The organism is Burkholderia sp. 28_3 (genome assembly GCF_003253915.1).
Classification (GTDB): domain Bacteria; phylum Pseudomonadota; class Gammaproteobacteria; order Burkholderiales; family Burkholderiaceae; genus Burkholderia; species Burkholderia cenocepacia.
In genome coordinates this window covers 50,506-70,907 of record NZ_QKZF01000026.1, presented here as the reverse complement: position 1 = coordinate 70,907, position 20,402 = coordinate 50,506, and the positions used below count along the sequence as shown (strand labels likewise).

The 20,402-nt window shown below is 68.1% G+C and carries 19 protein-coding genes; 9 read left to right on the top strand and 10 right to left on the bottom strand.

Translation table 11 applies throughout. The annotated features are described in order from the left end of the window. Nucleotides 1–185 precede the first annotated feature (185 nt). Nucleotides 186–2,330, top strand: coding sequence for a phosphocholine-specific phospholipase C (locus DFS13_RS34280; RefSeq protein WP_006484309.1), 2,145 nt, complete (start codon nt 186–188; stop codon nt 2,328–2,330). A 371-nt stretch (nt 2,331–2,701) separates the two neighbouring features. Next, nucleotides 2,702–3,850: a branched-chain amino acid ABC transporter substrate-binding protein gene (locus tag DFS13_RS34275; RefSeq protein WP_006497706.1), complete on the top strand. Its 1,149-nt coding sequence runs from the start codon at nt 2,702–2,704 to the stop codon at nt 3,848–3,850. Between the two features lie 138 nt (nt 3,851–3,988). Here the strand turns inward: DFS13_RS34275 and DFS13_RS34270 are convergent, their stop codons facing one another. Beyond that, nucleotides 3,989–4,738 (bottom strand): FadR/GntR family transcriptional regulator, encoded by a 750-nt coding sequence (locus DFS13_RS34270; RefSeq protein WP_006484310.1) that lies wholly within the window; start codon nt 4,736–4,738, stop codon nt 3,989–3,991. Between the two features lie 358 nt (nt 4,739–5,096). Between DFS13_RS34270 and gudD the strand changes: the two genes are divergently transcribed. Continuing rightward, nucleotides 5,097–6,449, top strand: a complete 1,353-nt coding sequence (gene gudD, locus DFS13_RS34260; protein WP_006484312.1) for a glucarate dehydratase — start codon at nt 5,097–5,099, stop codon at nt 6,447–6,449. Between the two features lie 51 nt (nt 6,450–6,500). Here the strand turns inward: gudD and DFS13_RS34255 are convergent, their stop codons facing one another. From DFS13_RS34255 to DFS13_RS34245, 3 genes are all read right to left on the bottom strand, one after another. Beyond that, nucleotides 6,501–6,965, bottom strand: coding sequence for a DUF2214 family protein (locus tag DFS13_RS34255; RefSeq protein ID WP_006497708.1), 465 nt, complete (start codon nt 6,963–6,965; stop codon nt 6,501–6,503). A gap of 39 nt (nt 6,966–7,004) precedes the next feature. After that, nucleotides 7,005–7,808 carry a hypothetical protein gene (locus DFS13_RS34250; RefSeq protein ID WP_006491691.1) on the bottom strand — a complete coding sequence of 268 codons (804 nt, stop codon included), beginning with the start codon at nt 7,806–7,808 and terminating at the stop codon, nt 7,005–7,007. Nucleotides 7,809–8,043: 235 nt separating this feature from the next. After that, nucleotides 8,044–9,108, bottom strand: a complete 1,065-nt coding sequence (locus tag DFS13_RS34245) for a glycosyltransferase family 4 protein (protein WP_006476459.1) — start codon at nt 9,106–9,108, stop codon at nt 8,044–8,046. Between the two features lie 564 nt (nt 9,109–9,672). Here DFS13_RS34245 and DFS13_RS34240 point away from each other — a divergent pair. Next, the gene (locus DFS13_RS34240; protein ID WP_006488673.1) at nt 9,673–11,499 is read left to right on the top strand and encodes an ABC transporter ATP-binding protein; all 1,827 of its coding nucleotides are present in this window, start codon (nt 9,673–9,675) and stop codon (nt 11,497–11,499) included. An 82-nt stretch (nt 11,500–11,581) separates the two neighbouring features. Here the strand turns inward: DFS13_RS34240 and otsA are convergent, their stop codons facing one another. Both otsA and otsB read right to left on the bottom strand, forming a co-directional pair. After that, nucleotides 11,582–12,967 (bottom strand): alpha,alpha-trehalose-phosphate synthase (UDP-forming), encoded by a 1,386-nt coding sequence (gene otsA, locus DFS13_RS34235; protein ID WP_058901272.1) that lies wholly within the window; start codon nt 12,965–12,967, stop codon nt 11,582–11,584. Beyond that, nucleotides 12,964–13,716: a trehalose-phosphatase gene (otsB, locus tag DFS13_RS34230; RefSeq protein WP_111442703.1), complete on the bottom strand. Its 753-nt coding sequence runs from the start codon at nt 13,714–13,716 to the stop codon at nt 12,964–12,966. Before otsB ends, otsA begins: the two co-directional genes overlap by 4 nt. A gap of 277 nt (nt 13,717–13,993) precedes the next feature. Here otsB and DFS13_RS34225 point away from each other — a divergent pair, with 277 nt between their 5' ends. The 3 genes from DFS13_RS34225 to DFS13_RS34215 are packed head-to-tail and all read left to right on the top strand — an operon-like array spanning nt 13,994 to nt 15,964. Beyond that, complete coding sequence (locus tag DFS13_RS34225) at nt 13,994–14,629, top strand: SCO family protein (RefSeq protein ID WP_006497709.1); 636 nt, start codon at nt 13,994–13,996, stop codon at nt 14,627–14,629. 8 nt (nt 14,630–14,637) lie between these two features. Continuing rightward, entirely contained in the window at nt 14,638–15,084 is a 447-nt protein-coding gene (locus DFS13_RS34220; protein ID WP_006488671.1) for a copper chaperone PCu(A)C, read from the top strand. 10 nt (nt 15,085–15,094) lie between these two features. Then, a complete protein-coding gene (locus tag DFS13_RS34215) occupies nt 15,095–15,964 on the top strand; it encodes a cytochrome c oxidase assembly protein (protein ID WP_006491689.1) in 870 nt (289 codons plus the stop codon). 22 nt (nt 15,965–15,986) lie between these two features. Here the strand turns inward: DFS13_RS34215 and DFS13_RS34210 are convergent, their stop codons facing one another. Together DFS13_RS34210 and DFS13_RS34205 are read right to left on the bottom strand one after the other, a co-directional pair. Continuing rightward, nucleotides 15,987–16,478, bottom strand: a complete 492-nt coding sequence (locus DFS13_RS34210; RefSeq protein WP_006482188.1) for a GNAT family N-acetyltransferase — start codon at nt 16,476–16,478, stop codon at nt 15,987–15,989. 141 nt (nt 16,479–16,619) lie between these two features. Continuing rightward, nucleotides 16,620–17,486, bottom strand: a complete 867-nt coding sequence (locus tag DFS13_RS34205; protein ID WP_006482192.1) for a pirin family protein — start codon at nt 17,484–17,486, stop codon at nt 16,620–16,622. A 111-nt stretch (nt 17,487–17,597) separates the two neighbouring features. Here DFS13_RS34205 and DFS13_RS34200 point away from each other — a divergent pair, with 111 nt between their 5' ends. Together DFS13_RS34200 and DFS13_RS34195 are read left to right on the top strand one after the other, a co-directional pair. Then, entirely contained in the window at nt 17,598–18,515 is a 918-nt protein-coding gene (locus DFS13_RS34200; RefSeq protein WP_048989496.1) for a LysR family transcriptional regulator, read from the top strand. Between the two features lie 102 nt (nt 18,516–18,617). Further along, entirely contained in the window at nt 18,618–19,121 is a 504-nt protein-coding gene (locus tag DFS13_RS34195; protein ID WP_006482190.1) for a GAF domain-containing protein, read from the top strand. Between the two features lie 120 nt (nt 19,122–19,241). Here the strand turns inward: DFS13_RS34195 and map are convergent, their stop codons facing one another. Together map and DFS13_RS34185 are read right to left on the bottom strand one after the other, a co-directional pair. Further along, nucleotides 19,242–20,048 carry a type I methionyl aminopeptidase gene (gene map, locus DFS13_RS34190; protein WP_111442702.1) on the bottom strand — a complete coding sequence of 269 codons (807 nt, stop codon included), beginning with the start codon at nt 20,046–20,048 and terminating at the stop codon, nt 19,242–19,244. After that, nucleotides 20,048–20,284 carry a ParD-like family protein gene (locus DFS13_RS34185; protein ID WP_006482191.1) on the bottom strand — a complete coding sequence of 79 codons (237 nt, stop codon included), beginning with the start codon at nt 20,282–20,284 and terminating at the stop codon, nt 20,048–20,050. Before DFS13_RS34185 ends, map begins: the two co-directional genes overlap by 1 nt. Between the last annotated feature and the right edge of the window lie 118 nt (nt 20,285–20,402).

The following is a 20,402-nucleotide window of genomic DNA, read 5'->3' as shown; positions in this document are numbered from 1 at the left end:
TGGCGATGCCTATCCCGATGCCGGTTCGCTGTCCGTGCAAACGTTTCCGGACTTCACATGAATGACACCGATTCCTCGCTATGCTCGCGGCGGCACGAACCGGCGCAGCCGCATCCTGCGACCCGGCGCGCGCCCTTCCCGCAGGTCCCGCCAATCGGCTTCCCCTTTACCGCACGATAACGACCATGACCCGATCGAACCGTCGTGACTTCCTGCGCGTCGCCGCCGGCACTGCCGGCGCCGCCGCGCTGAACCTGTTTCCGCCCGTGATCCGCGATGCGCTCGCGATTCCCGCGAACCGCCGTACCGGCACGATCCGCGACATCGAACACATCGTGATCCTGATGCAGGAGAACCGCTCGTTCGACCACTACTTCGGCACGATGCGCGGTGTCCGAGGCTTCGGCGATCCGCGCCCGCTGCGCCTCGCGAACGGCAAGTCGGTGTTCCATCAGCCGGTCGGCCCGGCCGAGCTGCTGCCGTTCCACCCGGGCGCGGACAAGCTCGGCCTGCAGTTCCTGCAGGACCTGCCGCACGGCTGGCAGGACATGCACGCCGCGTGGAACAAGGGCCGCTACGACCAGTGGGTGCCGAACAAGGGCACCACGACGATGGCGTACCTGAAGCGCGACGACATCCCGTTCCACTACCAGCTCGCCGATGCGTTCACGATCTGCGACGCGTACCACTGCGCGATCCCGAGCTCGACCGACCCGAACCGCTACTACATGTGGACGGGCTACGTCGGCAACGACGGCACGGGCGGCGGCCCGGTGCTCGGCAACGAGGAAAAAGGCTACGGCTGGACGACCTATCCGGAAGTGCTCGAACAGGCCGGCGTGTCGTGGAAGATCTACCAGGACGTCGGCACGGGACTCGACGCGAACGGCTCGTGGGGCTGGACGCAGAACCCGTACATCGGCAACTACGGCGACAACTCGCTGCTCTACTTCAACCAGTACCGCACCGCGCTGCCCGGCACGCCGCTGTACGACAAGGCCCGCACCGGCACCAACATCAGTGCCGGCGGCACGCTGTTCGACGTGCTGCAGCAGGACGTGAAGAACGGCACGCTGCCGCAGGTGTCGTGGATCTGCGCGCCGGAAGCGTATTCCGAGCACCCGAACTGGCCCGCGAACTACGGCGCGTGGTACATCGAGCAGGTGCTGAAGGCGCTCGTGTCGAATCCCGACGTGTGGAGCAAGACCGCGCTCTTCATCACGTACGACGAAAACGACGGCTTCTTCGACCACGTGCCGCCGCCGTTCGCGCCGCAGTCGCGCGCCAACGGGCTGTCGACGGTCGCGACGACCAACGAGGTGTTCGCCGGCGACGCGTCGCACATGGCCGGCCCGTACGGGCTCGGGCCGCGCGTGCCGATGCTCGTCGTGTCGCCGTGGACCAAGGGCGGCTGGGTCTGCTCGCAGACCTTCGATCACACGTCGCTGCTGCAATTCATCGAGGCGCGGTTCGGCGCGCAGTATCCGGTCACGGCCGCCAACGTGTCGCCGTGGCGCCGCGCGGTGTGCGGCGACCTGACCGCCGCATTCGACTTCGCGACGGCCGACGCCGGCTGGCCGACGCTGCCCGACACGAGCGGCTACGCGCCGCCCGACCGCGTGCGCCATCCCGACTACATCCCGGTGCCGCCGGTGCTGCAGAAGCTGCCGAAACAGGAAGCCGGGCTGCGTCCGGCGCGCGCGCTGCCGTACGAACTGTTCGTGCACGGCCGCGTCGAAGCCGCGAACGGCCAGTTCCGGCTGACCTTCGCGAACACGGGCCGCGCGGGCGCCGCGTTCCAGGTCCAGTCGCGCAACCGCGTCGACGGCCCGTGGGCGTACACGGTCGAAGCCGGCAAACGCGTCGCCGATACCTGGAGCGCCGCCGCGTCGCTCGGCCTGTACGACCTCGACGTGTACGGCCCGAACGGCTTCTACTGCCATTTCCGCGGCCCGTTCGCGACCGGCGTCGGCAGCGCGAACGTGAACCCCGAGGTGATCTACGGCTACGACGTCGCGAACGGCAACATCACGCTGCGCCTGATGAACCGCGGCCACAAGGCCGTGCGGCTCAAGGTCACGAACGCGTACGGCCACGGTCACGCGCGCACGTTCGACCTCGCGCCGGGCGCGCACGTCGACGATTACTGGGATCTGCGCGGCAGCCACGGCTGGTACGACCTGACCGTCAGCGACGGCCGGCTGCTCGGCTTCCTGCGTCGCTTCGCCGGTCACGTCGAAACCGGCCGCCCGAGCACCAGCGACCCGCTGATCCGCACGACCGCGTCGCACGACGACGCCGAAGCCGCGTCGGACGCCCTGTCCGACTGACGTCGCCCCACGCGCGGCGCGGCCCCCGGCGGGCCGCGCCGCGTCCTTGCCCCGCGCCGCTCTCCCTCCTTCCCGCCCGTGGCGTTCGCGACGGGAAACTCCCGATACCGGCCACCCGCGCACGCGCGGAAGCTATGCGCAAATCCGCATCGAATGCGCGGCAAATTTCCAAGACCCGCGCATATCGGCGACCTATATATCGAAGCAATCGGGGCTCTTCGCGGAGCCTGACGGGAGATGTTTCCGAGGATCACGATGCCGACCTCCCCGCCCGATCCCGAGAAGCGGTCGAACCGCCCGCCCGTCGCACGCGCCCGGCTCGCCCTGGCGCGCGCGGTACCTACTCGCAGGTGTCGAACAAGAGGAACAACATGAAATTCCGTCATTCCCTGCTGTCGGTGTCGATTGCATCCGCGCTTGCCCTCCTCTCGCAACAGGCCGCCCAGGCTGCCGACGCAACCGACGTGAAGGTCGGCTTCGCCGCGCCGCTCACGGGCGTGAACGCCGGCTACGGCAAGGACCTGCAAAACGGCGTCCAGCTCGCGCTCGACGATGCGGTCGCACAGAAGGTGCAGATCGCCGGCAAGCCGGCCCGCTTCAATCTCGTCGTGCAGGACGACCAGGCCGACCCGCGCATTGGCGTGCAGGCCGCGCAGGCGCTGGTCGACCAGAACGTGTCGGTCGTGGTCGGTCACTTCAACTCGGGGACGACGATCCCGGCGTCGGTGGTCTACGACAAGGCCGGCATTCCGGTGATCGACCCGGCCGCGACCAACCCGACGCTCACGTCGCGCGGGCTCGCGAACATGTTCATGGTGATCGCGACCGACGGCCAGAACGCCGGCAACGCGGGCAAGTACGCGGTCGACGTGACGAAGGCGAAGCGCATCGCGATCATCGACGACCGCACCGCGTTCGGCCAGGGCGAGGCCGACGAATTCGAGAAGGCCGTGAAGGCCGCCGGCGGCAACCTCATCGGGCGCGAGTTCACCAGCAACCAGGCGGTCGATTTCCGCGCGCAGATCACGAGCCTGAAGGCCAAGAATCCCGACCTGATCTTCTTCGGCGGCCTCGATTCGCTCGCGGCGAACTTCATCAAGCAGATGCGCCAGCTCGGGCTGAACGCGCAGTTCGTCGGCGGCGGCGGCGTGAAGGACAACGAGTTCATCAAGATCGCGGGCCCGGCCGCGGAAGGCGCGATGGCGTGGGAATACGGCCGGCCGCTCGACGAGCTGCCGCAGGGGAAGGATTTCGAGGCGCGCTTCAAGAAGCGCTTCGGCGTCGACGTGCTGTCGTATGCGCAGTTCGGCTATGACGCGGCGTGGGCGGCGATCAAGGCGATGCAGGCGGCCGGCTCGACCGACCCGAAGGCCTATCGCCCGGCGCTGAAGAAGATCGATTTCGAAGGCGTGACCGGCCGCATCTCGTTCGCGAACGACGGCTCGCTGAAGAGCGGGATGTCGACGCTGTACCAGGTAAAGAACGGCGCGTGGAAGACGATCGTGACGAAGGGAGGCTGATCGGCGAGGCAGGCGGACGGCCGGCGGCGGGAGCGCCGCCTGGCCGGGAGATCGTGGCGGTCATGCCGACCTCGTACGACGACTGATGTTAAAGCAATCCAGGTAGGCCCGCCGTGTCGCGGGTCCTGTCACGCAACGTCAGCCCGCCTCGGCCTCGGCCGCCTCGTGCGCGCGGCGCAGCCGCTCGCGGCTGTTGGTGAGGTGCGTGCGCATCGCGGCGCGGGCGGCTTCCGGGTCGTGGCGCGCGATCGCCTCGTAGATGTCTTCGTGCTCGTGGTTCAGCCGGCCGACGTAGCGCTCGAGATCGTCGCCGGCGAAGCGCGCGGAATTCACGCGGGTGCGCGGGATGATCGACGTGCCGAGCTGCGTCATGATGTCGACGAAATAGCGGTTGCCGGTGGATTGCGCGATCTGCAGGTGGAACTGGAAGTCGAGCTGCGCGGTGTCGCGGCCGCCGCCCGCGCCCGTCGCGATCGCGTCGAGCGCGCGCCGCAGCGCGGCGAGATCGGTATCGTTCGCGCGCTGCGCGGCCAGGCTCGCGCACTCGCTTTCGAGGCTGATGCGCAACTCCAGCACCGCGAGCACGTCGCGCAGCGTCGTGATCGTCGCGGGATCGATGCCGAGCGTCTGGCGGCGCGACGGCTCCAGCACGAAGCTGCCGATGCCGTGGCGCGTCTCGATGAGGCCGCTCGCCTGCATCCGCGAGATCGCCTCGCGCACGACCGTACGGCTCACGCCCTGCGCCGCCATGACTTCGGTTTCGGTCGGCAGCTTGTCGCCGGGACGCAGCGTGCCGTTTTCGATCTGCGCGGTCAGCGCGTCGACGACATCTTGTGCGAGGCTGCGTGCGCGACGGCGCGGCGCTGCGGGAAGCGTAGGCACGGACATGTGGCCGGTTCCTTTTTGAATGATCGTAATGTGAGCCGAGGGTTTACGCGGGGTTTGAGCGAAAGCCGATGATTCATTATACTGCGTCACAAGTCATCCGACGACTGATGATCGGCGCACGGATCTCCTGTCGACCCAGGTCGGCTGTACAGCACCGCCCGGTCCCGTGCGCGACGATCGACCTGCGTTCGCGTTCTGCGCTCCGCTGGCCCGGTTGTCGCTCCCACCCCGTTTCGGGTTGCGTCGACATGCGGGGCTTGCGCGCCACGCACGTCGGTTGTCGAATGATCGCACCTCCCGCCGCGCGCGGCAAAGCTTTTGCCGCACGGCATCGCCCACTCTTTCGCCATCGCCGCCCATGAACGCCGTCACTGCCTCGCCCTCCCCCGACACGCCGCGCATCGTCGACCTGCAAGCGATTCCGGTCGCCGGCCACGACAGCATGCTGCTCAACCTGAGCGGCGCGCACGGCCCGTTCTTCACCCGCAACCTCGTGATCCTGAAGGACAGCGCGGGTCGCACGGGCGTCGGCGAAGTGCCGGGCGGCGAAAGCATCCGCCGCACGCTCGACGACGCGCGGGCGCTCGTCGTCGGCCAGCCGGTCGGCAATTATCATGCGGTGCTCAACGACGTGCGGCGCACCTTCGCCGACCGCGACGCGAGCGGCCGCGGGCTGCAGACCTTCGACCTGCGCACGACGATCCACGCGGTCACCGCGCTCGAGGCCGCGCTGCTCGACCTGCTCGGCCAGCATCTCGGCGTGCCGGTCGCCGCACTGCTCGGCGAAGGCCAGCAGCGCGAGCGGGTCGAAATGCTCGGCTACCTGTTCTACGTCGGCGATCGCACGAAGACCGCGCTCCCGTATCGCGACGGCCGCGGCGCGACCGACGACTGGACGCGCGTGCGCGACGAAGCCGCGCTGACGCCCGAAGCCGTCGTACGGCTCGCCGAGGCCGCGCATGCGCGCTACGGCTTCAACGACTTCAAGCTGAAGGGCGGCGTATTCGCGGGCGCCAGCGAGATCGAAGCCGTGACGGCGCTCGCCGAGCGCTTCCCCGACGCGCGCGTGACGCTCGATCCGAACGGCGCATGGTCGCTCGACGAGGCCGTGCGGCTGTGCCGGGATCAGCATCACGTGCTCGCGTATGCGGAAGATCCGTGCGGTGCGGAGAACGGTTACTCGGGCCGCGAAGTGATGGCCGAATTCCGCCGCGCGACGGGGCTGCCGACGGCGACCAACATGATCGCGACCGACTGGCGGCAGATGGGCCATGCGGTGCAGTTGCACGCCGTCGACATCCCGCTCGCCGATCCGCACTTCTGGACGATGCAGGGCTCGGTGCGGGTCGCGCAGATGTGCCGCGACTGGGGCCTCACGTGGGGTTCGCATTCGAACAACCACTTCGACGTGTCGCTCGCGATGTTCACGCACGTCGCGGCCGCGGCGCCGGGCCAGGTCACCGCGATCGACACGCACTGGATCTGGCAGGACGGCGAACGGCTGACGCGCGAGCCGCTGAAGATCGAGAACGGGCTGGTGGAAGTGCCGAAGCGGCCGGGGCTCGGGATCGACATCGACATGGATGCGGTCGCGCTCGCGCACGAGCTGTACAAGCAGCACGGCCTCGGCGCCCGCGACGACGCGGCGGCGATGCAGTATCTGATCCCGGGCTGGACGTTCAACAACAAGCGCCCCTGCCTCGTGCGCTGAGCGCGGACCGGCCGGGCGGCGACGTCGCCCGGTCACATCTGGCCGGGCGCCCTAGCCGGGCGCCCCTATTCCCCGCGCCATCCCCGACGCGGCGAACACGATGACGATCACCAGCACCGCCTGCCAGTGGCCGATCCGCACGTAGGTGCGCGCACGGCCGATATCGGGCAGTTGCTGCCGCCGCGCGGCGATACGCCAGCGGATCAACCCCAGCATCGGCACGATCTCGAGCAGCAGGATCAGCACGAGTGCGGTCATCTTCAGGTGAAAGAGCGGTTCGTGCAGGTAGTACGCGGTCCCTTTCTCGAAACCGCCGAACGCGCGCGCGAGGCCCGTCGCGATCAGCACGAGCGCGGACAGTCCCCAGACCGCATCCGCCTTGAACACGCCAGGCAAATCGGCCGCCTGCGCCGATGCGATGAACCGGCGCAACGCGCGGTTACGCCCGGCGATCGCGGCAAACGCGACGCCGAACGCACTGAGGTGAATGGCAGCCAGCAACCAACGGACGATCATCCCGCCTCCTTGTCGCCCGCGCCCCGTGCGCGAGCCGTGTCAGACGATCTGCTTGAGCGCCGCGTCGAGCGCGAGCACCGCGACGCGGTCGCCCTCGGTCGCGAGCGGCGTGCGCATCACGATCTGCCGGTTGTGGCCGACAGCCGCCGGCGAATCCCACAGCAGTTCCACTTTCGGGCGATTGAACAGGCTGCCGCGACGCGGCGGCACGACCGCCGGCTGCGCGCCCTGCTCGCCCGCGGCGGGCGTCGCGGCGCGACCGGGCCAGCGCACCGACAGTTCGCGCGCATCGTACTGGCCGACCTTGCGGCTTTCCATCCAGACGATCGCGGTGCGTGTCAGCACGTCGAGCGAGATCGCATACCGGCCGACCGCGAAGCGGCGTGCGGCCACGTTGGTCCGCCACAGCGGCCGCGGCCGGCAGATCCATACGATCGCCGCGTACAGCGCCGGCGCGGCGACGAGCCAGCCGTTGGTTGCCGTCACCGCATGCAGCGCGCGGCGCCAGCCGGCCGCCCACGTGAACGCGCCGATCGACCATACGGCGAACAGGAAACCGATCAGCGCGAACACGCGCAGCGCCTGGCGCAGCCACTGCGGCAGCGGATGGAACGGCCGCTCGGCCCGGGCGGCGGCGCCCGGCAGCGCGAGCAGCAGGAAGATCAGGATGAGGTAGATGAATGCCCACGGCGACGACACCATCGCCGACAGCGACGCGCGATAGCCCATCTGGGACATCGAGAACAGCCAGCGCGCGAGCAGCACGAGACCGATCGCGCGCAACGCGAAGATCACGCCGGCGCCGGGGGCCGGCGCTGCGCGCGTGGTTTTCGTTCTCGCCAAGACTGCTCTCCTCTGGATATTCGTACCGGCCGGATTTCACGGCACGGCCATTATAGGGACATTACCGTCTGGACAGACGGCCGGATGGCGTGCCGGGCCGCTTCGAAGGCCGTTCGCGGCGCCGGGCGCGGCGAGAATACAACAGATCCGCGCCGCAGATGTGACAACGCCCCGCCGGAAAACCCGGACGGGGCGTCGTGACGGCCGCGCGCCGCAGTATGGCGGCGGCCCGCGATCAGCTCGCGTTGACTTCGCGGAGCACCGTGCGGCGCTTCTGGCGCAGCAGTTCCTCGTAGCCCTTCACGTAGTTCTGCGCCATCACCTTCGACGAGAAACGGGCTTCGAACGCGGCGCGCACCTTCTCGCGCGGCAGCGTATCGAGGCGCTTGAGCGCGGCGACGGCCGACAGTTCGTCTTCGACGACGAAGCCCGACACGCCGTTGTCGATCACTTCCGGCACCGAGCCGCGCTTGAACGCGATCACCGGCGTGCCGCAGGCCATCGCCTCGATCATCACCAGGCCGAAGGGCTCCGGCCAGTCGATCGGGAACAGCAGCGCATGCGCATTGCCGAGGAATTCGGTCTTTTCCGACTCGCTGATTTCGCCGATGTACTCGACGTGCGGCAGCGCGAACAGCGGCTTGATCTTCTCTTCGTAGTACGCGCGGTCAGCCTTGTCGAGCTTCGCGGCGATCTTGATCGGCAGGCCGGCCTGCTCGGCGATGCGGATCGCCGTGTCGACGCGCTTCTCCGGCGAGATACGGCCGAGGAACGCGAGGTAGCTCGGCTTCACGTTCGGGATCGGCGTCAGCAGGTTTTCCGGCAGGCCGTGGTACACGGTCGACAGCCAGTTCGCCTGCGGCAGCGGGATGCGCTGGTTGTCGGAGATCGACACGACCGGCACGTCGCTGAATGCGTTGAAGATCGGCTGCAGTTCCGGCAGGTCGAGACGGCCGTGCATCGTCGTCAGATGCGGGACCGGCTGGCGCGAGAACAGCGAGAACGGGTAGTAGTCGATGTGGCAGTGCAGGACGTCGAACTCTTCCGCGCGGCGGCGCACCTGCTCGAGGAGCAGCATGTGCGGGGCCATCACGTCGCGGATCGTCGGGTCGAGGCGCAGCGCCTGCGGCCAGCACGCTTCGAGTTTCGCGGAAGTCTGCGAATCGCCGCTCGCGAAGAGCGTGACGTCATGCCCCATCTCGACAAGTGCTTCGGTGAGGTAGGACACCACTCGCTCGGTACCGCCGTACAGTTTCGGGGGCACCGCTTCATGCAACGGAGCGATTTGGGCGATTCGCATGCGTAACTCCTAAAAAATCGGCAAAAAACCAGGTATGGGTCGGCAACCTGCCGGCGGTCCGGGCTGGATGCAGGTCGTCCGAAAGTCGGACGAATCAGCCTGCCGGGGGCGTCGAACCCGCGCTGCTCAAGGAGCGTCGGCGACGCGACAGGCATAGAACGTTTGAAACGAAGACCCGTTGACAGGGGTTCGTAAAAAAACCTGGAATCGAACCCGGAGCCGATTATCTAGGGTTAATCCCGATACGGCGCACAACATTTCAAACACTTTACTTTGTTACAAAGGTGCAACACTTTGCAACCCGCGGACTCGGGTGTCCGTTCTAGAGTGGAAGGCCCTTTTGGCGATCCTCGTTACCCGCCGCTGCCGGCAGCGTGATTCCGGCACCTGCGGCAGGACGGGATGCCGGATTTTATCTCAAAATCGATCGCGAGCCTCTGGCCAAGGCAAGATTCGCGCAGCGCAACGCAGGCCTTGTTTACAATGCCGGATTAGTCAGTCCGGGCGAACGCCGGCCCGCGATCCAGCCGCCACGCTCAATCACCGAATCACCGCACGCATATTTTGGAATCTCTCACCCCCGCCCAGCGCAACGCCTACAACGCGAAGCTGTCGAGCTACGCGCATCGGCCGATCGCGTTCCTGTTCCGCTACATCCGCCGCCACCCGGTCGCGCACCTGGTCGTGCTCTGCAGCGTGCTGGCCGCCGTCGGCTGCGCGCTCGGCTCGCAATACGCGATCAAGCACCTGATCGACGTGCTGGCGACCGGGCGCCATCATCCGGGCCCGCTGTGGAGCGCGTTCGCGCTGCTCGTCGGGCTGATCGCGGCCGACAACCTGCTGTGGCGCGTCGGCGGCTGGGTCGCCGCGCATACGTTCGTCGCGGTCACCGGCGACCTGCGGCGCGACCTGTTCCAGTACCTGATCGGCCATTCGCCGACGTATTACTCGGAGAAGCAGCCGGGTACGCTCGCCAGCCGCATCACGGCCACGTCGAACGCGGTGTACACGTCGGAGAACACGATGGCGTGGAACGTGCTGCCGCCGTGCATCGCGGTGATGGGCGCGATCCTGATGATCATCGTCGTCAATCCGCTGATGGCGGCCGGCCTGCTCGGCTGTTCGGCCGTGCTGTCCGTCATCCTGTTCAAGCTCGCCGGCCGCGGCTCGGCGCGCCACCACGCGTTCGCGGCGAAGGCCGCGGCCGTCGACGGCGAACTCGTCGACGTGATCGGCAACATGGGCCTCGTGCGCGCGTTCGGGATGACGCTGCGCGAACAGAAGCGCTTCGGCGCAACGGTCAAGGCCGAGATGGATGCGCGCCAGCAGAGCCTGCTCTATCTCGAGAAACTGCGGCTGCTGCATGCGGTGATCACCGCGATGCTGTCCGCCGGCCTGCTCGGCTGGGCGCTGTGGCTGTGGGACCAGGGCCGCGCGACGTCGGGCGACATCGTGCTCGTCAGCTCGCTCGGCTTCACGATCCTGCACGGCACGCGCGATCTCGCGGTCGCGCTCGTCGACGTCACGCAGCACGTCGCACGCCTGTCCGAAGCGGTGAAGACGCTGCTCGAACCGCACGGCATGCCGGACCGCTCGGATGCGCAGCCGCTGTCGGCCAAGGGCGGCCGCGTCGACTTCGAGCGCGTGACGTTCGCGTATCCGCACCGCCGCGCGATCCTCGACCACTTCGACCTTCATATCGAGCCGGGCCAGCGTGTCGGGCTGATCGGCAAGTCGGGCGCGGGCAAGTCGACCGTGCTGGCGCTGCTGCAGCGCTTCTACGACACGCAGGACGGCGTCGTGATGGTCGACGGCCAGGACGTGAAGGGCATCACGCAGGACAGCCTGCGCCACGCGATCGCGCTGGTGCCGCAGGACATCTCGCTGCTGCACCGGACGATCTACGACAACATCGCGTACGGCCGCCCCGATGCGACCCGCGACGAAGTGCTCGCCGCCGCGCGCGACGCGCGCTGCGCGGAGTTCATCGAGGCGATGCCGGAAGGCTATGACACGATCGTCGGCGACCGCGGCGTCAAGCTGTCGGGCGGCCAGCGCCAGCGTATCGCGATCGCGCGCGCGATCCTGAAGGATGCGCCGATCCTGCTGCTCGACGAAGCGACGTCGGCGCTCGACAGCGCGTCCGAGGAAGCGATCCAGAGCGCGCTCGATCGCCTGATGGTCGGCCGCACGGTGATCGCGATCGCGCACCGCCTGTCGACGCTGCGCAACTTCGACCGCATCATCGTGATGAACAACGGCAAGGTGATCGACGACGGCCCGCCCGACGTGCTGCGCAGCCGTCCCGGCCTGTATCGCGACCTGCTCGCGAAACAGCACGGCCGCCATCATGCGGACGGCAGCACGCCGACCGGCGAACGCGTGGCCTGACGCGCCGGCATACCGCCGCGCCGACAAAAAAGCCGCCGTGCTTGCGCACGGCGGCTTTTTCAATTGCACCACCAGCAATAGTTCAGACGTGCTGCAGATCGCGCAGGAAATTGTCGCGCCACATCGACACGTTGTTCTCGCGAAGCTGCGCGATCATGTCCGCGTAACGCGCCCGCCGCTCGGCGAGCGGCATCGTCAACGCCTGCGACAGCGCATCGGCCATCCCGTCGATATCGATCGGATTGACGATCAGCGCGCCCGTGAGCTCGCGCGCGGCACCCGCGAAGCGCGACAGCACCAGCACGCCCGGATCGTCCGGATTCTGCGCGGACACGTACTCCTTCGCGACGAGGTTCATCCCGTCGCGCAGCGGCGTCACGAAGCCCACACGCGCAAGGCGGTACAGCGCGGCGAGCACCTGGCGGTCGTACTGACGGTGAATGTAGAGGATCGGCGCCCAGTCGAGCTCCGCGTAGCGCCCGTTGATGCGCCCGGACTCCGCTTCGAGCTGCAGGCGGATGTCCTGGTACGCACGCAAATCCGCGCGCGTCGACGGCGCGATCTGCAGGAACGACACGCGGTTGCGGATCGACGCCTGGTGTTCGAGCAGCTTCTCGAAGGCACGGAAGCGCTCGACGAGCCCCTTCGAATAATCGAGCCGGTCGACGCTCATGATCAGTTGCCGCCCGCGCAGCGACGTCGCGAGCGTGCGCACCGCCTTGCCGTGTTCGCCCGCCTGCGCGAGCGACGCAATCTCGTCCGGATATACGCCGATCGGATAGGCGGCCGCGCGCAGCGTCTGGCCGAACGCCCGGACGTGCACCGTGTGCCCGTCGCGCTCGACGTCGCCGTCCGCCTCGAACTCGACGTAGTCGCAGAACGCGCGCAGATCGGGCTCGGTCTGGAAACCGAGCAGATCGAACGCGCACAGCGACTCGACGAGTTCGCGGTGCGGCGGTACGTTGACGAGCACCTGCGCGGCCGGAAACGGAATGTGCAGGAAGAAGCCGATGCGGTTCTTCACACCGGCGTCGCGCAGCGCGCGCGCGAACGGAATCAGGTGATAGTCGTGCACCCAGATCACGTCGTCGTCCTGCAGCAGCGGCACGAGCTGCTGCGCGAGCCAGACGTTGACGCGGCGATAACCGTCGAACTCGTGGCGATCGTACTGGATCAGGTCCGCGCGGTAATGGAACGCGGGCCACAGCGTCGCGTTCGAGAACCCGCGGTAATACTGGTCGTAATCGCGACGCGACAGCCCGACGGTCGCGAACGTCACGGGCCCGCGCTCCTCGATGCGGATCTGCGGCTGCGGCGCGCCGGACGCGACCACTTCGCCGCTCCAGCCGAACCACATGCCGCCGGTTTCCTTCAGCGCGTCATAGACGCCGATCGCGAGGCCGCCCGCCGCCGGTTCGCCTTCCGAAATCGGCGCGACGCGGTTTGAAACGATGATGAGCCGGCTCATGCGTGCGGCTGCCCCGCGCCGAGCCAGCATGCGATCTGCTCATGCAGTGCGTCGACCGAATCGAGCCGCATGCGCGCGGACGTCTCGCCCGCGCCGACCTTGATCGACAGGCCGCCGCGCGCGTTGACCACCGCGAAACCCTTCTCGTCGGTCAGGTCGTCGCCCGCGAACAGCGGCACGCGGCCCGCAAAGGGCGGCTCGTCGAGGAACGCGGCCAGCGCGCGCCCCTTGTCGACGCCCTTCGGCTTGATCTCGAACACCATCTTGCCCGGTTGCAGCACGTACGCATCCGCATAGTCGGCGACGAGGCGCTCGGCCGCTTCGCGCGCCACCGCCTCGCGCTCGGGCGCGTTGCGAAAGTGCAGCGCGACGGCCGCGCCCTTGATCTCGAGCAGCATGCCAGGATAGCGGTCGACCACGTCCGCGAGCTCGCGCTCGATGCGCAGCAGGCGTTCGTCGTTGAAGCCGATGCGCTGCGTGTCGCCGTTCGCATCGCGGCGCTCCGCGCCGTGCAGGCCGGCGATCGGCAGATCGGGCATCTTCAGGAAAGTGTCGAGGTTGTCGATGCCGCGCCCGGACACGATCGCGACCGCGCCGTGCGAGCGGCGCGACAGCTCGTCGAGCAGCGTCAGCAGCGACGGCGGAACGTGAATGCTGTCGGGGGTCGGCGCGAGCTCGACGAGCGTGCCGTCGAAGTCGAAGAAGAACGCGGTATCGGTGAGGGACAGGGAAGCCGGAACGGATTGCATCGATTCGATAGTCTGAGGGCGACCGGAAAATGCCGGGCCGCCGCTGCGCGAATGGAGTTGTGCGCATCTTACCGCGCCTGCGCCCCCAGATGGGCGAAACCGGGGCCGCGCGAACACCGCGCCGCCCGCCGCGTCAACTGCGACATATTGCCCCGCTCGCCGCCCCGCAGGGGTTTCGAAAGGACGCAGGCGCGCGAATTGCGCTACAGTCGCAACCGCCTGCCGCGCGGCGCATGGCATCGCGCCCCGGCTATCCATCGTCCGATCGAGCCCCAGGATGTCGTCTGCCCGCCTCGCGCCGCACCGGCGCCTCTCCCGCCTCATCCGCGCGACCGCGGCCCTCGCCGCCGTCGTGGCGCTCGCCGCGTGCACGCACGACGAGCCGCGCTGGAACCTGACCAACGTCACCGGCCACCTGCCCGACCTGTCGTTCAAGCTGACGGGCGGCGACGGCCATCCCGTCGACGCCGATGCATTCCGCGGCCGCGTCGCGCTCGTCTACTTCGGCTACACGCACTGCCCCGATGTCTGCCCCGAAACCCTCGCGCGGCTGATGGAAGTACTGGCGAAGCTCGGCCCGCAGGCGGACGACGTGCGCATCCTGTTCGTCTCCGTCGATCCCGCGCGCGATACGCCGCAGGCGATGCAGTCCTATGTCGCCGCGTTCGACGCCGCGCATGCGCGCGGCCTGACCGGCACCGACGGCCAGATCGAATCGCTGGCCAAGCGCTATCGCGTCGCGTATCAGATGGAAAAACGCGATCCGTCCGGCGGCTACGAAGTGACGCACAGCTCGGCCGTCTACATCTTCGACGCGACCGGCCGCGCGCGCCTGCTCGCGACCGATCGCGATTCGCCCGACGCCATCGCCGCCGATGTGCGCCGGATCATCGACACCGCCTCCACGACCTGAATTCCGCCATGAACACGAAAACGACCCTCAAGACGTTCGCCCTCGTCGCCGCGCTGTGCGCCGGCGCCCATGCGTATGCCGCCGGCGCGATCAGCGCGCAGAACGCGTGGGTGCGCTGGCTGCCGAACAAGCTGCCCGCGGGCGGCTACGTGACGCTCGTGAATACGAGCGACAAGCCGGTCGATCTCGTCGACGTCGACAGCCCCGACTACGGGATGGCCATGCTGCACCAGACGGTCTCGAACGGCTCGACGCAGAAGATGGAGATGGTCGACAAGCTGACGATCCCCGCGCGCGGCAAGGTCGACATCGCGCCGGGCGGCTATCACTTCATGCTCGAGGAGCCGAAGCACGCGATCAAGCCGGGCGACACCGTGCACCTGCGCCTGAAATTCTCCGACGGCGAAACGGTCGATGCACCGTTCCCCGTGAAATCGCCGGCCCAGACGAAGTGATGCGCGCGCGATGAACCTCCTGTACTGGCTCGATCCGTGGGAACCGTCGCCGACCGTGGTCATCGCGGTGCTGGCGGCCGCCGTGCTGTTCGCACGCGGCGTGAAAAAGGCGAAGGTGTCGCCGCTGCGGCAGTTCTCGTTCTGGTTCGGGCTGACGGCGCTCTATATCGCGCTGCATACGCGGCTCGACTATTTCTTCGAGCATGAATTCTTCATGCACCGCGCGCAGCATCTCGTGCTGCATCACCTCGGGCCGTTCTTCATCGCGCTGTCCTATCCTGGCGCGGCGATCCGCGCGGGCATTCCGTTTCGCTGGCGGCAGCGCTTCGTGCGCCCCGCGCTCGCATGGGCGCCGGTGCGCGCGACGCTCGACGTGGTGTTCCATCCGGTCGTCGCGGTCGTGCTGTTCGTCGGGCTGATCTATTTCTGGCTGCTGTCGCCGATCCATTTCATCGCGATGCTCGACTGGCGTCTCTATCGCGTGATGAACTGGAGCATGGTGATCGACGGGCTGCTGTTCTGGTGGCTCGTCGTCGATCCGCGTCCCGCGCCGCCCGCGCGGCTGTCGCCGGGCCGCCGGATCCTGATCGTCGTCGCGGCGATCCCGCCGCAGATCGCGCTCGGCGCGCTGATCTTCTTCACGCCGCACGAGCTGTATCCGATCTACTCGATCTGCGGCCGCGCGTTCACGTGGCTGAGCCCGCTGCGCGACCAGCAGATCGGCGGCCTGCTGCTGTGGATTCCCGGCTCGATGATGAGCGTGATCGGCGCGCTGATCGCGCTGCGGCACTGGCTGCGGCTATCCGCGCGCGGGCGGCTGATCGGCGAGCGCGCCGCGCAGCGCGCGGACAAACCGCCCGTCGCACGCGCCGCGCACTGACTGCGGCGGCGCCTAGCGCGCGTCACGCGCGTGCGCTGCTCATCCACACGTGCGGGATGCCGTCCTCGTCGTGCACGTCCGAACTCGGCGTGAAGCCGAATGCCCCGTAGAACCGCTGCAAGTGAGCCTGCGCATGCAGGCTTACCGGCGTATCCGGCCATTGCGCGCGGATATGCTCGAGCGCGCGCGACAGCAGCCCGTTGCCGAGGCCCGCGCCGCGAAACGCGGCGGTCGTCAGCACGCGGCCGATGCGCACGTCGGTGTGTTGCGCATCGGGCAGCAGCACGCGCAGATAGCCGGCCAGGCGGCCGGCCGGATCGAAGGCGGCCAGGTGCCACGCGGCCTGGTCCGCATCGTCGATGTCGCGATACACGCAATTCTGTTCGACGACGAATACGGCGCTGCGCGCCTCCAGGATCGAATAGATTTCGCGCGCGGTCAGCGCGTCGAAGGATTTCCAGCGCCAGTCGAGATCGGCGGTACGCGGGGATGCGGCAGGTGCGGATGCGTTCATGTGCGGTCCTGATTCGGGCGCGCCGACCGGCGCGCGACAACCGTCGATTATGCCTCGAACCGCCCCACGCGCGCGACCGCGTGCCACGCGCGAAAAAAGGCCCCGCATTGCGCGGGGCCTGCTCGTCACACCGTCATGCCGTCATGCCGGCATCTGGCCGAAGCGGCCGCTGTTGAAGTCCTCGATCGCGGTACGGATCTCCGCTTGCGAGTTCATCACGAACGGACCGTAACCGACGACCGGCTCGTCGATCGGCTCGCCGCTCAGGATCAGCAGCTTCGCGTCGCCGTTCGCTTCGATCTCGACGTCGCTACCGTCGCGGCCGAGTTGCACGAACTGCGCCTCGCGGGCCACCGTCTCGCCGTTCACCTGCACGGTGCCGCTCAGCACGACCACCGCGAGCGTCCGCCCTTCGGCGACCGGGAACCGCGCATGGCCGCCGGCCACGAGCCGCACGTCCCACACGTCGATCGGCGTGTGCGTGCGGGCCGGGCCGCGCCGCCCGTCGAGTTCACCGGCGATGATCCGCGCCCGCCCGGCGCCGTCCGGCAGCTCGACCACCGGGATATCGGCGTTCAGCAGCGTCTGGTACCCGGGCGCGCCCATCTTGTCCGCGGCGGGCAGGTTCACCCACAGCTGCACCATCTCGAGCGGGCCGCCCTGCTTCGTGAACGCCTCCGAGTGGAATTCCTCGTGCAGAATCCCGCTCGCGGCCGTCATCCACTGCACGTCGCCCGGGCCGATCGTGCCGCCCGCACCGGTCGAGTCGCGGTGCGCGACTTCGCCGTCATAGACGATCGTCACCGTTTCGAACCCGCGGTGCGGATGCTGGCCGACACCGCGCGGCGCGGTCGTCGGTTCGAACGTCGCGGGGCCGGCGTAATCGAGCAGCAGGAACGGGCTCAGATGCGTGCCATGAGACTGGTAGCTGAACATCGAACGCACCGGGAACCCGTCGCCGACCCAATGGCCGCGCGGCGCACTGTACACACCCTGGATCTTCTTCATTGCCCTTCTCCATATTGCGGCGAAACCCGTGTTTCGCATCCATGAGTGACAATATAGAGATGGAACGAACGATCCGGTAGACTGCCGAAATCGCACTCAGCGTTCCATTTCATGAACGATAAAGCGCGGGATCTGAACGATCTCTATTACTTCGTGCAGGTCGTCGAACACGGCGGCTTCGCGCCGGCCGGGCGCGCGCTGGACATGCCGAAATCGAAGCTGAGCCGGCGCATCGCGCTGCTCGAGGCGCGGCTCGGGATGCGGCTGATTCAGCGTTCGACGCGCCGCTTCACGGTCACCGACGTCGGCCAGACCTATTACGCGCATTGCCGCGCGATGCTCGTCGAGGCCGACGCCGCCGACGAGGCGATCGCGCTGCTGCACGAGGAGCCGCGCGGCATCGTGCGTGTCAGTTGCCCGATCGTGCTGCTCGATTCGCTGGTCGGCACGATGATCGCCGCGTTCATGGCCGCGTGCCCGCGCGTCGAGATCCACCTGGAAGCGACCAACCGGCGCGTCGACGTGGTCGGCGAAGGGATCGACGTCGCGATCCGCGTGCGCCCGCCGCCACTCGAGGACAGCGATCTCGCGCTACGCGTGCTCGCGGAGCGCGGCCAGTGTCTCGTCGCGAGCCCCGCACTGCTGCGCGAGCACGGTGTACCGACCGTTCCCGCCGATCTCACGCGCCTGCCGAGTCTCGACCACGGCGTGCCGCAGTCCACGCACGTGTGGCGGCTGCGCGGGCCCGACGGCGCGCAGGCGGAAATCCATCACCAGCCGCGCTTCGTGACGGGCGGCATGCTCGCGCTGCGCGCGGCGGCCGTCGCGGGCGTCGGCGTCGTGCAATTGCCGACGATGATGGTGCGCGATGAAGTCGCGCGCGGCGAGCTGACGACCGTCCTGCCGGACTGGGCGCCGCGCCGCGAAATCGTGCACGCGGTGTTCGCGTCGCGCCGCGGGCTGCTGCCGGCGGTGCGGGCGCTGCTCGATTTCCTGGCCGAACGGTTCGCCGAACTCGAACCCGACTGAGCGCGCCGCGTCACGCACGACCACACGCTGCAGAGCGCGCGCGGGTGCCGTAGACTGCGGTACGCGCGAGTGCGCATTTCACAACCCCTATCGCTTTCCGCCATGTTCACGCTGTCCAACGACCCTACCGCCTCCAAGGCCGATCAATACGCGACGCTCGTCGAGCAGGCGCGCGCGCTCGTCGAATCCGAACGCGACCTGACCGCGAATGCGGCGAATTTCTCCGCGCTCGTCTATCACTCGCTCGATCGCCTGAACTGGGCCGGCTTCTACTTCTTCGACGGCACCGAGCTCGTGGTCGGACCGTTCCAGGGCAAGCCCGCGTGCGTGCGGATCGCGCTCGGCAAGGGCGTGTGCGGCACGGCCGCGCAGACCCGCGAGACGCAGGTCGTGCGCGACGTGCACGACTTCCCCGGCCATATCGCATGCGATGCGGCGTCCGAATCGGAAATCGTCGTGCCGCTGGTCGCCGGCGACGGCACGCTGATCGGCGTGTGGGACGTCGACAGCCCGGTCGCCGCGCGCTTCGACGACGAAGACCGCCAAGGGATGGAGGCACTCTGTCGCGTGTTCGTCGAACACGCTTGGGAGAAGGCGCGCGGTTAAGCGCCGCGGCGTCGCGGCGCCGGCCGCCGTGAACGACACGGGCCCCGCGAAGGGGCCCGTTTCATTGCAACGCTTCCATTGCAACGCTACGCCGCCGTGCGCGGCGCACCCCTGCCAGTGTCAGGCAGCGTGCGTGCCCGGAAGCGCCGAGAACGCCTGGGGCTTCGCGTCCTCGGTGAGCACCTCGAAACCCGTTTCCGTCACGACGACCATGTGCTCCCATTGCGCGGACAGCGAATGGTCCTTCGTGACGACCGTCCAGCCGTCGGCCAGCACGTGGGTGTCGCGCTTGCCCGCGTTGAGCATCGGCTCGATCGTGAAGATCATCCCCGGCCGCAGCGGCAGGCCGGTGCCCGGGCGACCGTAATGCAGCACCTGCGGCTCGTCGTGATAGACGTCGCCGATGCCGTGCCCGCAATACTCGCGCACCACGCTGAACCCTTCACGATGGGCGACCTGCTGGATCGCATAACCGACGTCGCCGAGCGTCGCGCCGGGACGCACCGCGCGAATGCCGGCGTGCATTGCCTCGTAGGTCGCCGCGACGAGCCGCCGCGCGAGTTCGTTCGGTTCGCCGACGAAATACATGCGGCTCGTATCGCCGAACCAGCCGTCCTTGATCACCGCGATGTCGAGGTTCACGATGTCGCCGTCGCGCATCGGCCGCGACGTCGGAATGCCGTGACAGACCACGTGGTTGACCGACGTGCACAGCGTCTTCGGATAGCCGTGGTAGCCGATGTTCGCGGGAATCGCGCCCAATTCGTCGATGATGAATTCGCGGCAGCGTGCGTCCAGCTCGTCGGTGGTGACGCCCGGCTTCACGTACTCGGTGATCATCGTCAGCACCTGCGACGCGAGCTTCGCGGCTTCGCGCGACTTGGCGATTTCCGCGGCACCGCGGATCGGAATTTCGCGTTTCGCCATCACGCCACCTGCTCGATGCCGTGCGCGGCCGTCTCTGCCGGCCCCACGTCGCCGCCCCGCGCCTCGGCCTCGATCAACATCTTGCAGATGTCGCCGTAGGACAGCGCCGGGTTGAGTTCCGCCAGCATCCCGACACGCAGCCAGTGTTCGGCCTGCGCGTTGATCGAACGGCTCAACGCCGTGCTCGTCGAGCGCAGCCGCTCATGCATATGCTCGGAAATCTTGATGATGCCCATATATCCCCAATTAAACGAAACGTAGCTATTTCGTATATTACGCTGCGCAAGACGACCGGGCAAGCCGTTCGTGTCTCGCCTCCTGCCGCCCCGCTGCGGGAAATACCGTTGACATCGA

Excerpts from the sequence above, each read along its gene's own strand:
- DFS13_RS34280 (WP_006484309.1), top strand. The coding sequence starts at position 186 with ATGACCCGATCGAACCGTCGTGACTTCCTGCGCGTCGCCGCCGGCACT.
- DFS13_RS34275 (WP_006497706.1), top strand. The coding sequence starts at position 2,702 with ATGAAATTCCGTCATTCCCTGCTGTCGGTGTCGATTGCATCCGCGCTT.
- DFS13_RS34270 (WP_006484310.1), bottom strand. The coding sequence starts at position 4,738 with ATGTCCGTGCCTACGCTTCCCGCAGCGCCGCGCCGTCGCGCACGCAGC.
- gudD (WP_006484312.1), top strand. The coding sequence starts at position 5,097 with ATGAACGCCGTCACTGCCTCGCCCTCCCCCGACACGCCGCGCATCGTC.
- DFS13_RS34255 (WP_006497708.1), bottom strand. The coding sequence starts at position 6,965 with ATGATCGTCCGTTGGTTGCTGGCTGCCATTCACCTCAGTGCGTTCGGC.
- DFS13_RS34245 (WP_006476459.1), bottom strand. The coding sequence starts at position 9,108 with ATGCGAATCGCCCAAATCGCTCCGTTGCATGAAGCGGTGCCCCCGAAA.
- otsA (WP_058901272.1), bottom strand. The coding sequence starts at position 12,967 with ATGAGCCGGCTCATCATCGTTTCAAACCGCGTCGCGCCGATTTCGGAA.
- otsB (WP_111442703.1), bottom strand. The coding sequence starts at position 13,716 with ATGCAATCCGTTCCGGCTTCCCTGTCCCTCACCGATACCGCGTTCTTC.
- DFS13_RS34225 (WP_006497709.1), top strand. The coding sequence starts at position 13,994 with ATGTCGTCTGCCCGCCTCGCGCCGCACCGGCGCCTCTCCCGCCTCATC.
- DFS13_RS34220 (WP_006488671.1), top strand. The coding sequence starts at position 14,638 with ATGAACACGAAAACGACCCTCAAGACGTTCGCCCTCGTCGCCGCGCTG.
- DFS13_RS34215 (WP_006491689.1), top strand. The coding sequence starts at position 15,095 with ATGAACCTCCTGTACTGGCTCGATCCGTGGGAACCGTCGCCGACCGTG.
- DFS13_RS34210 (WP_006482188.1), bottom strand. The coding sequence starts at position 16,478 with ATGAACGCATCCGCACCTGCCGCATCCCCGCGTACCGCCGATCTCGAC.
- DFS13_RS34205 (WP_006482192.1), bottom strand. The coding sequence starts at position 17,486 with ATGAAGAAGATCCAGGGTGTGTACAGTGCGCCGCGCGGCCATTGGGTC.
- DFS13_RS34200 (WP_048989496.1), top strand. The coding sequence starts at position 17,598 with ATGAACGATAAAGCGCGGGATCTGAACGATCTCTATTACTTCGTGCAG.
- DFS13_RS34195 (WP_006482190.1), top strand. The coding sequence starts at position 18,618 with ATGTTCACGCTGTCCAACGACCCTACCGCCTCCAAGGCCGATCAATAC.
- map (WP_111442702.1), bottom strand. The coding sequence starts at position 20,048 with ATGGCGAAACGCGAAATTCCGATCCGCGGTGCCGCGGAAATCGCCAAG.
- DFS13_RS34185 (WP_006482191.1), bottom strand. The coding sequence starts at position 20,284 with ATGGGCATCATCAAGATTTCCGAGCATATGCATGAGCGGCTGCGCTCG.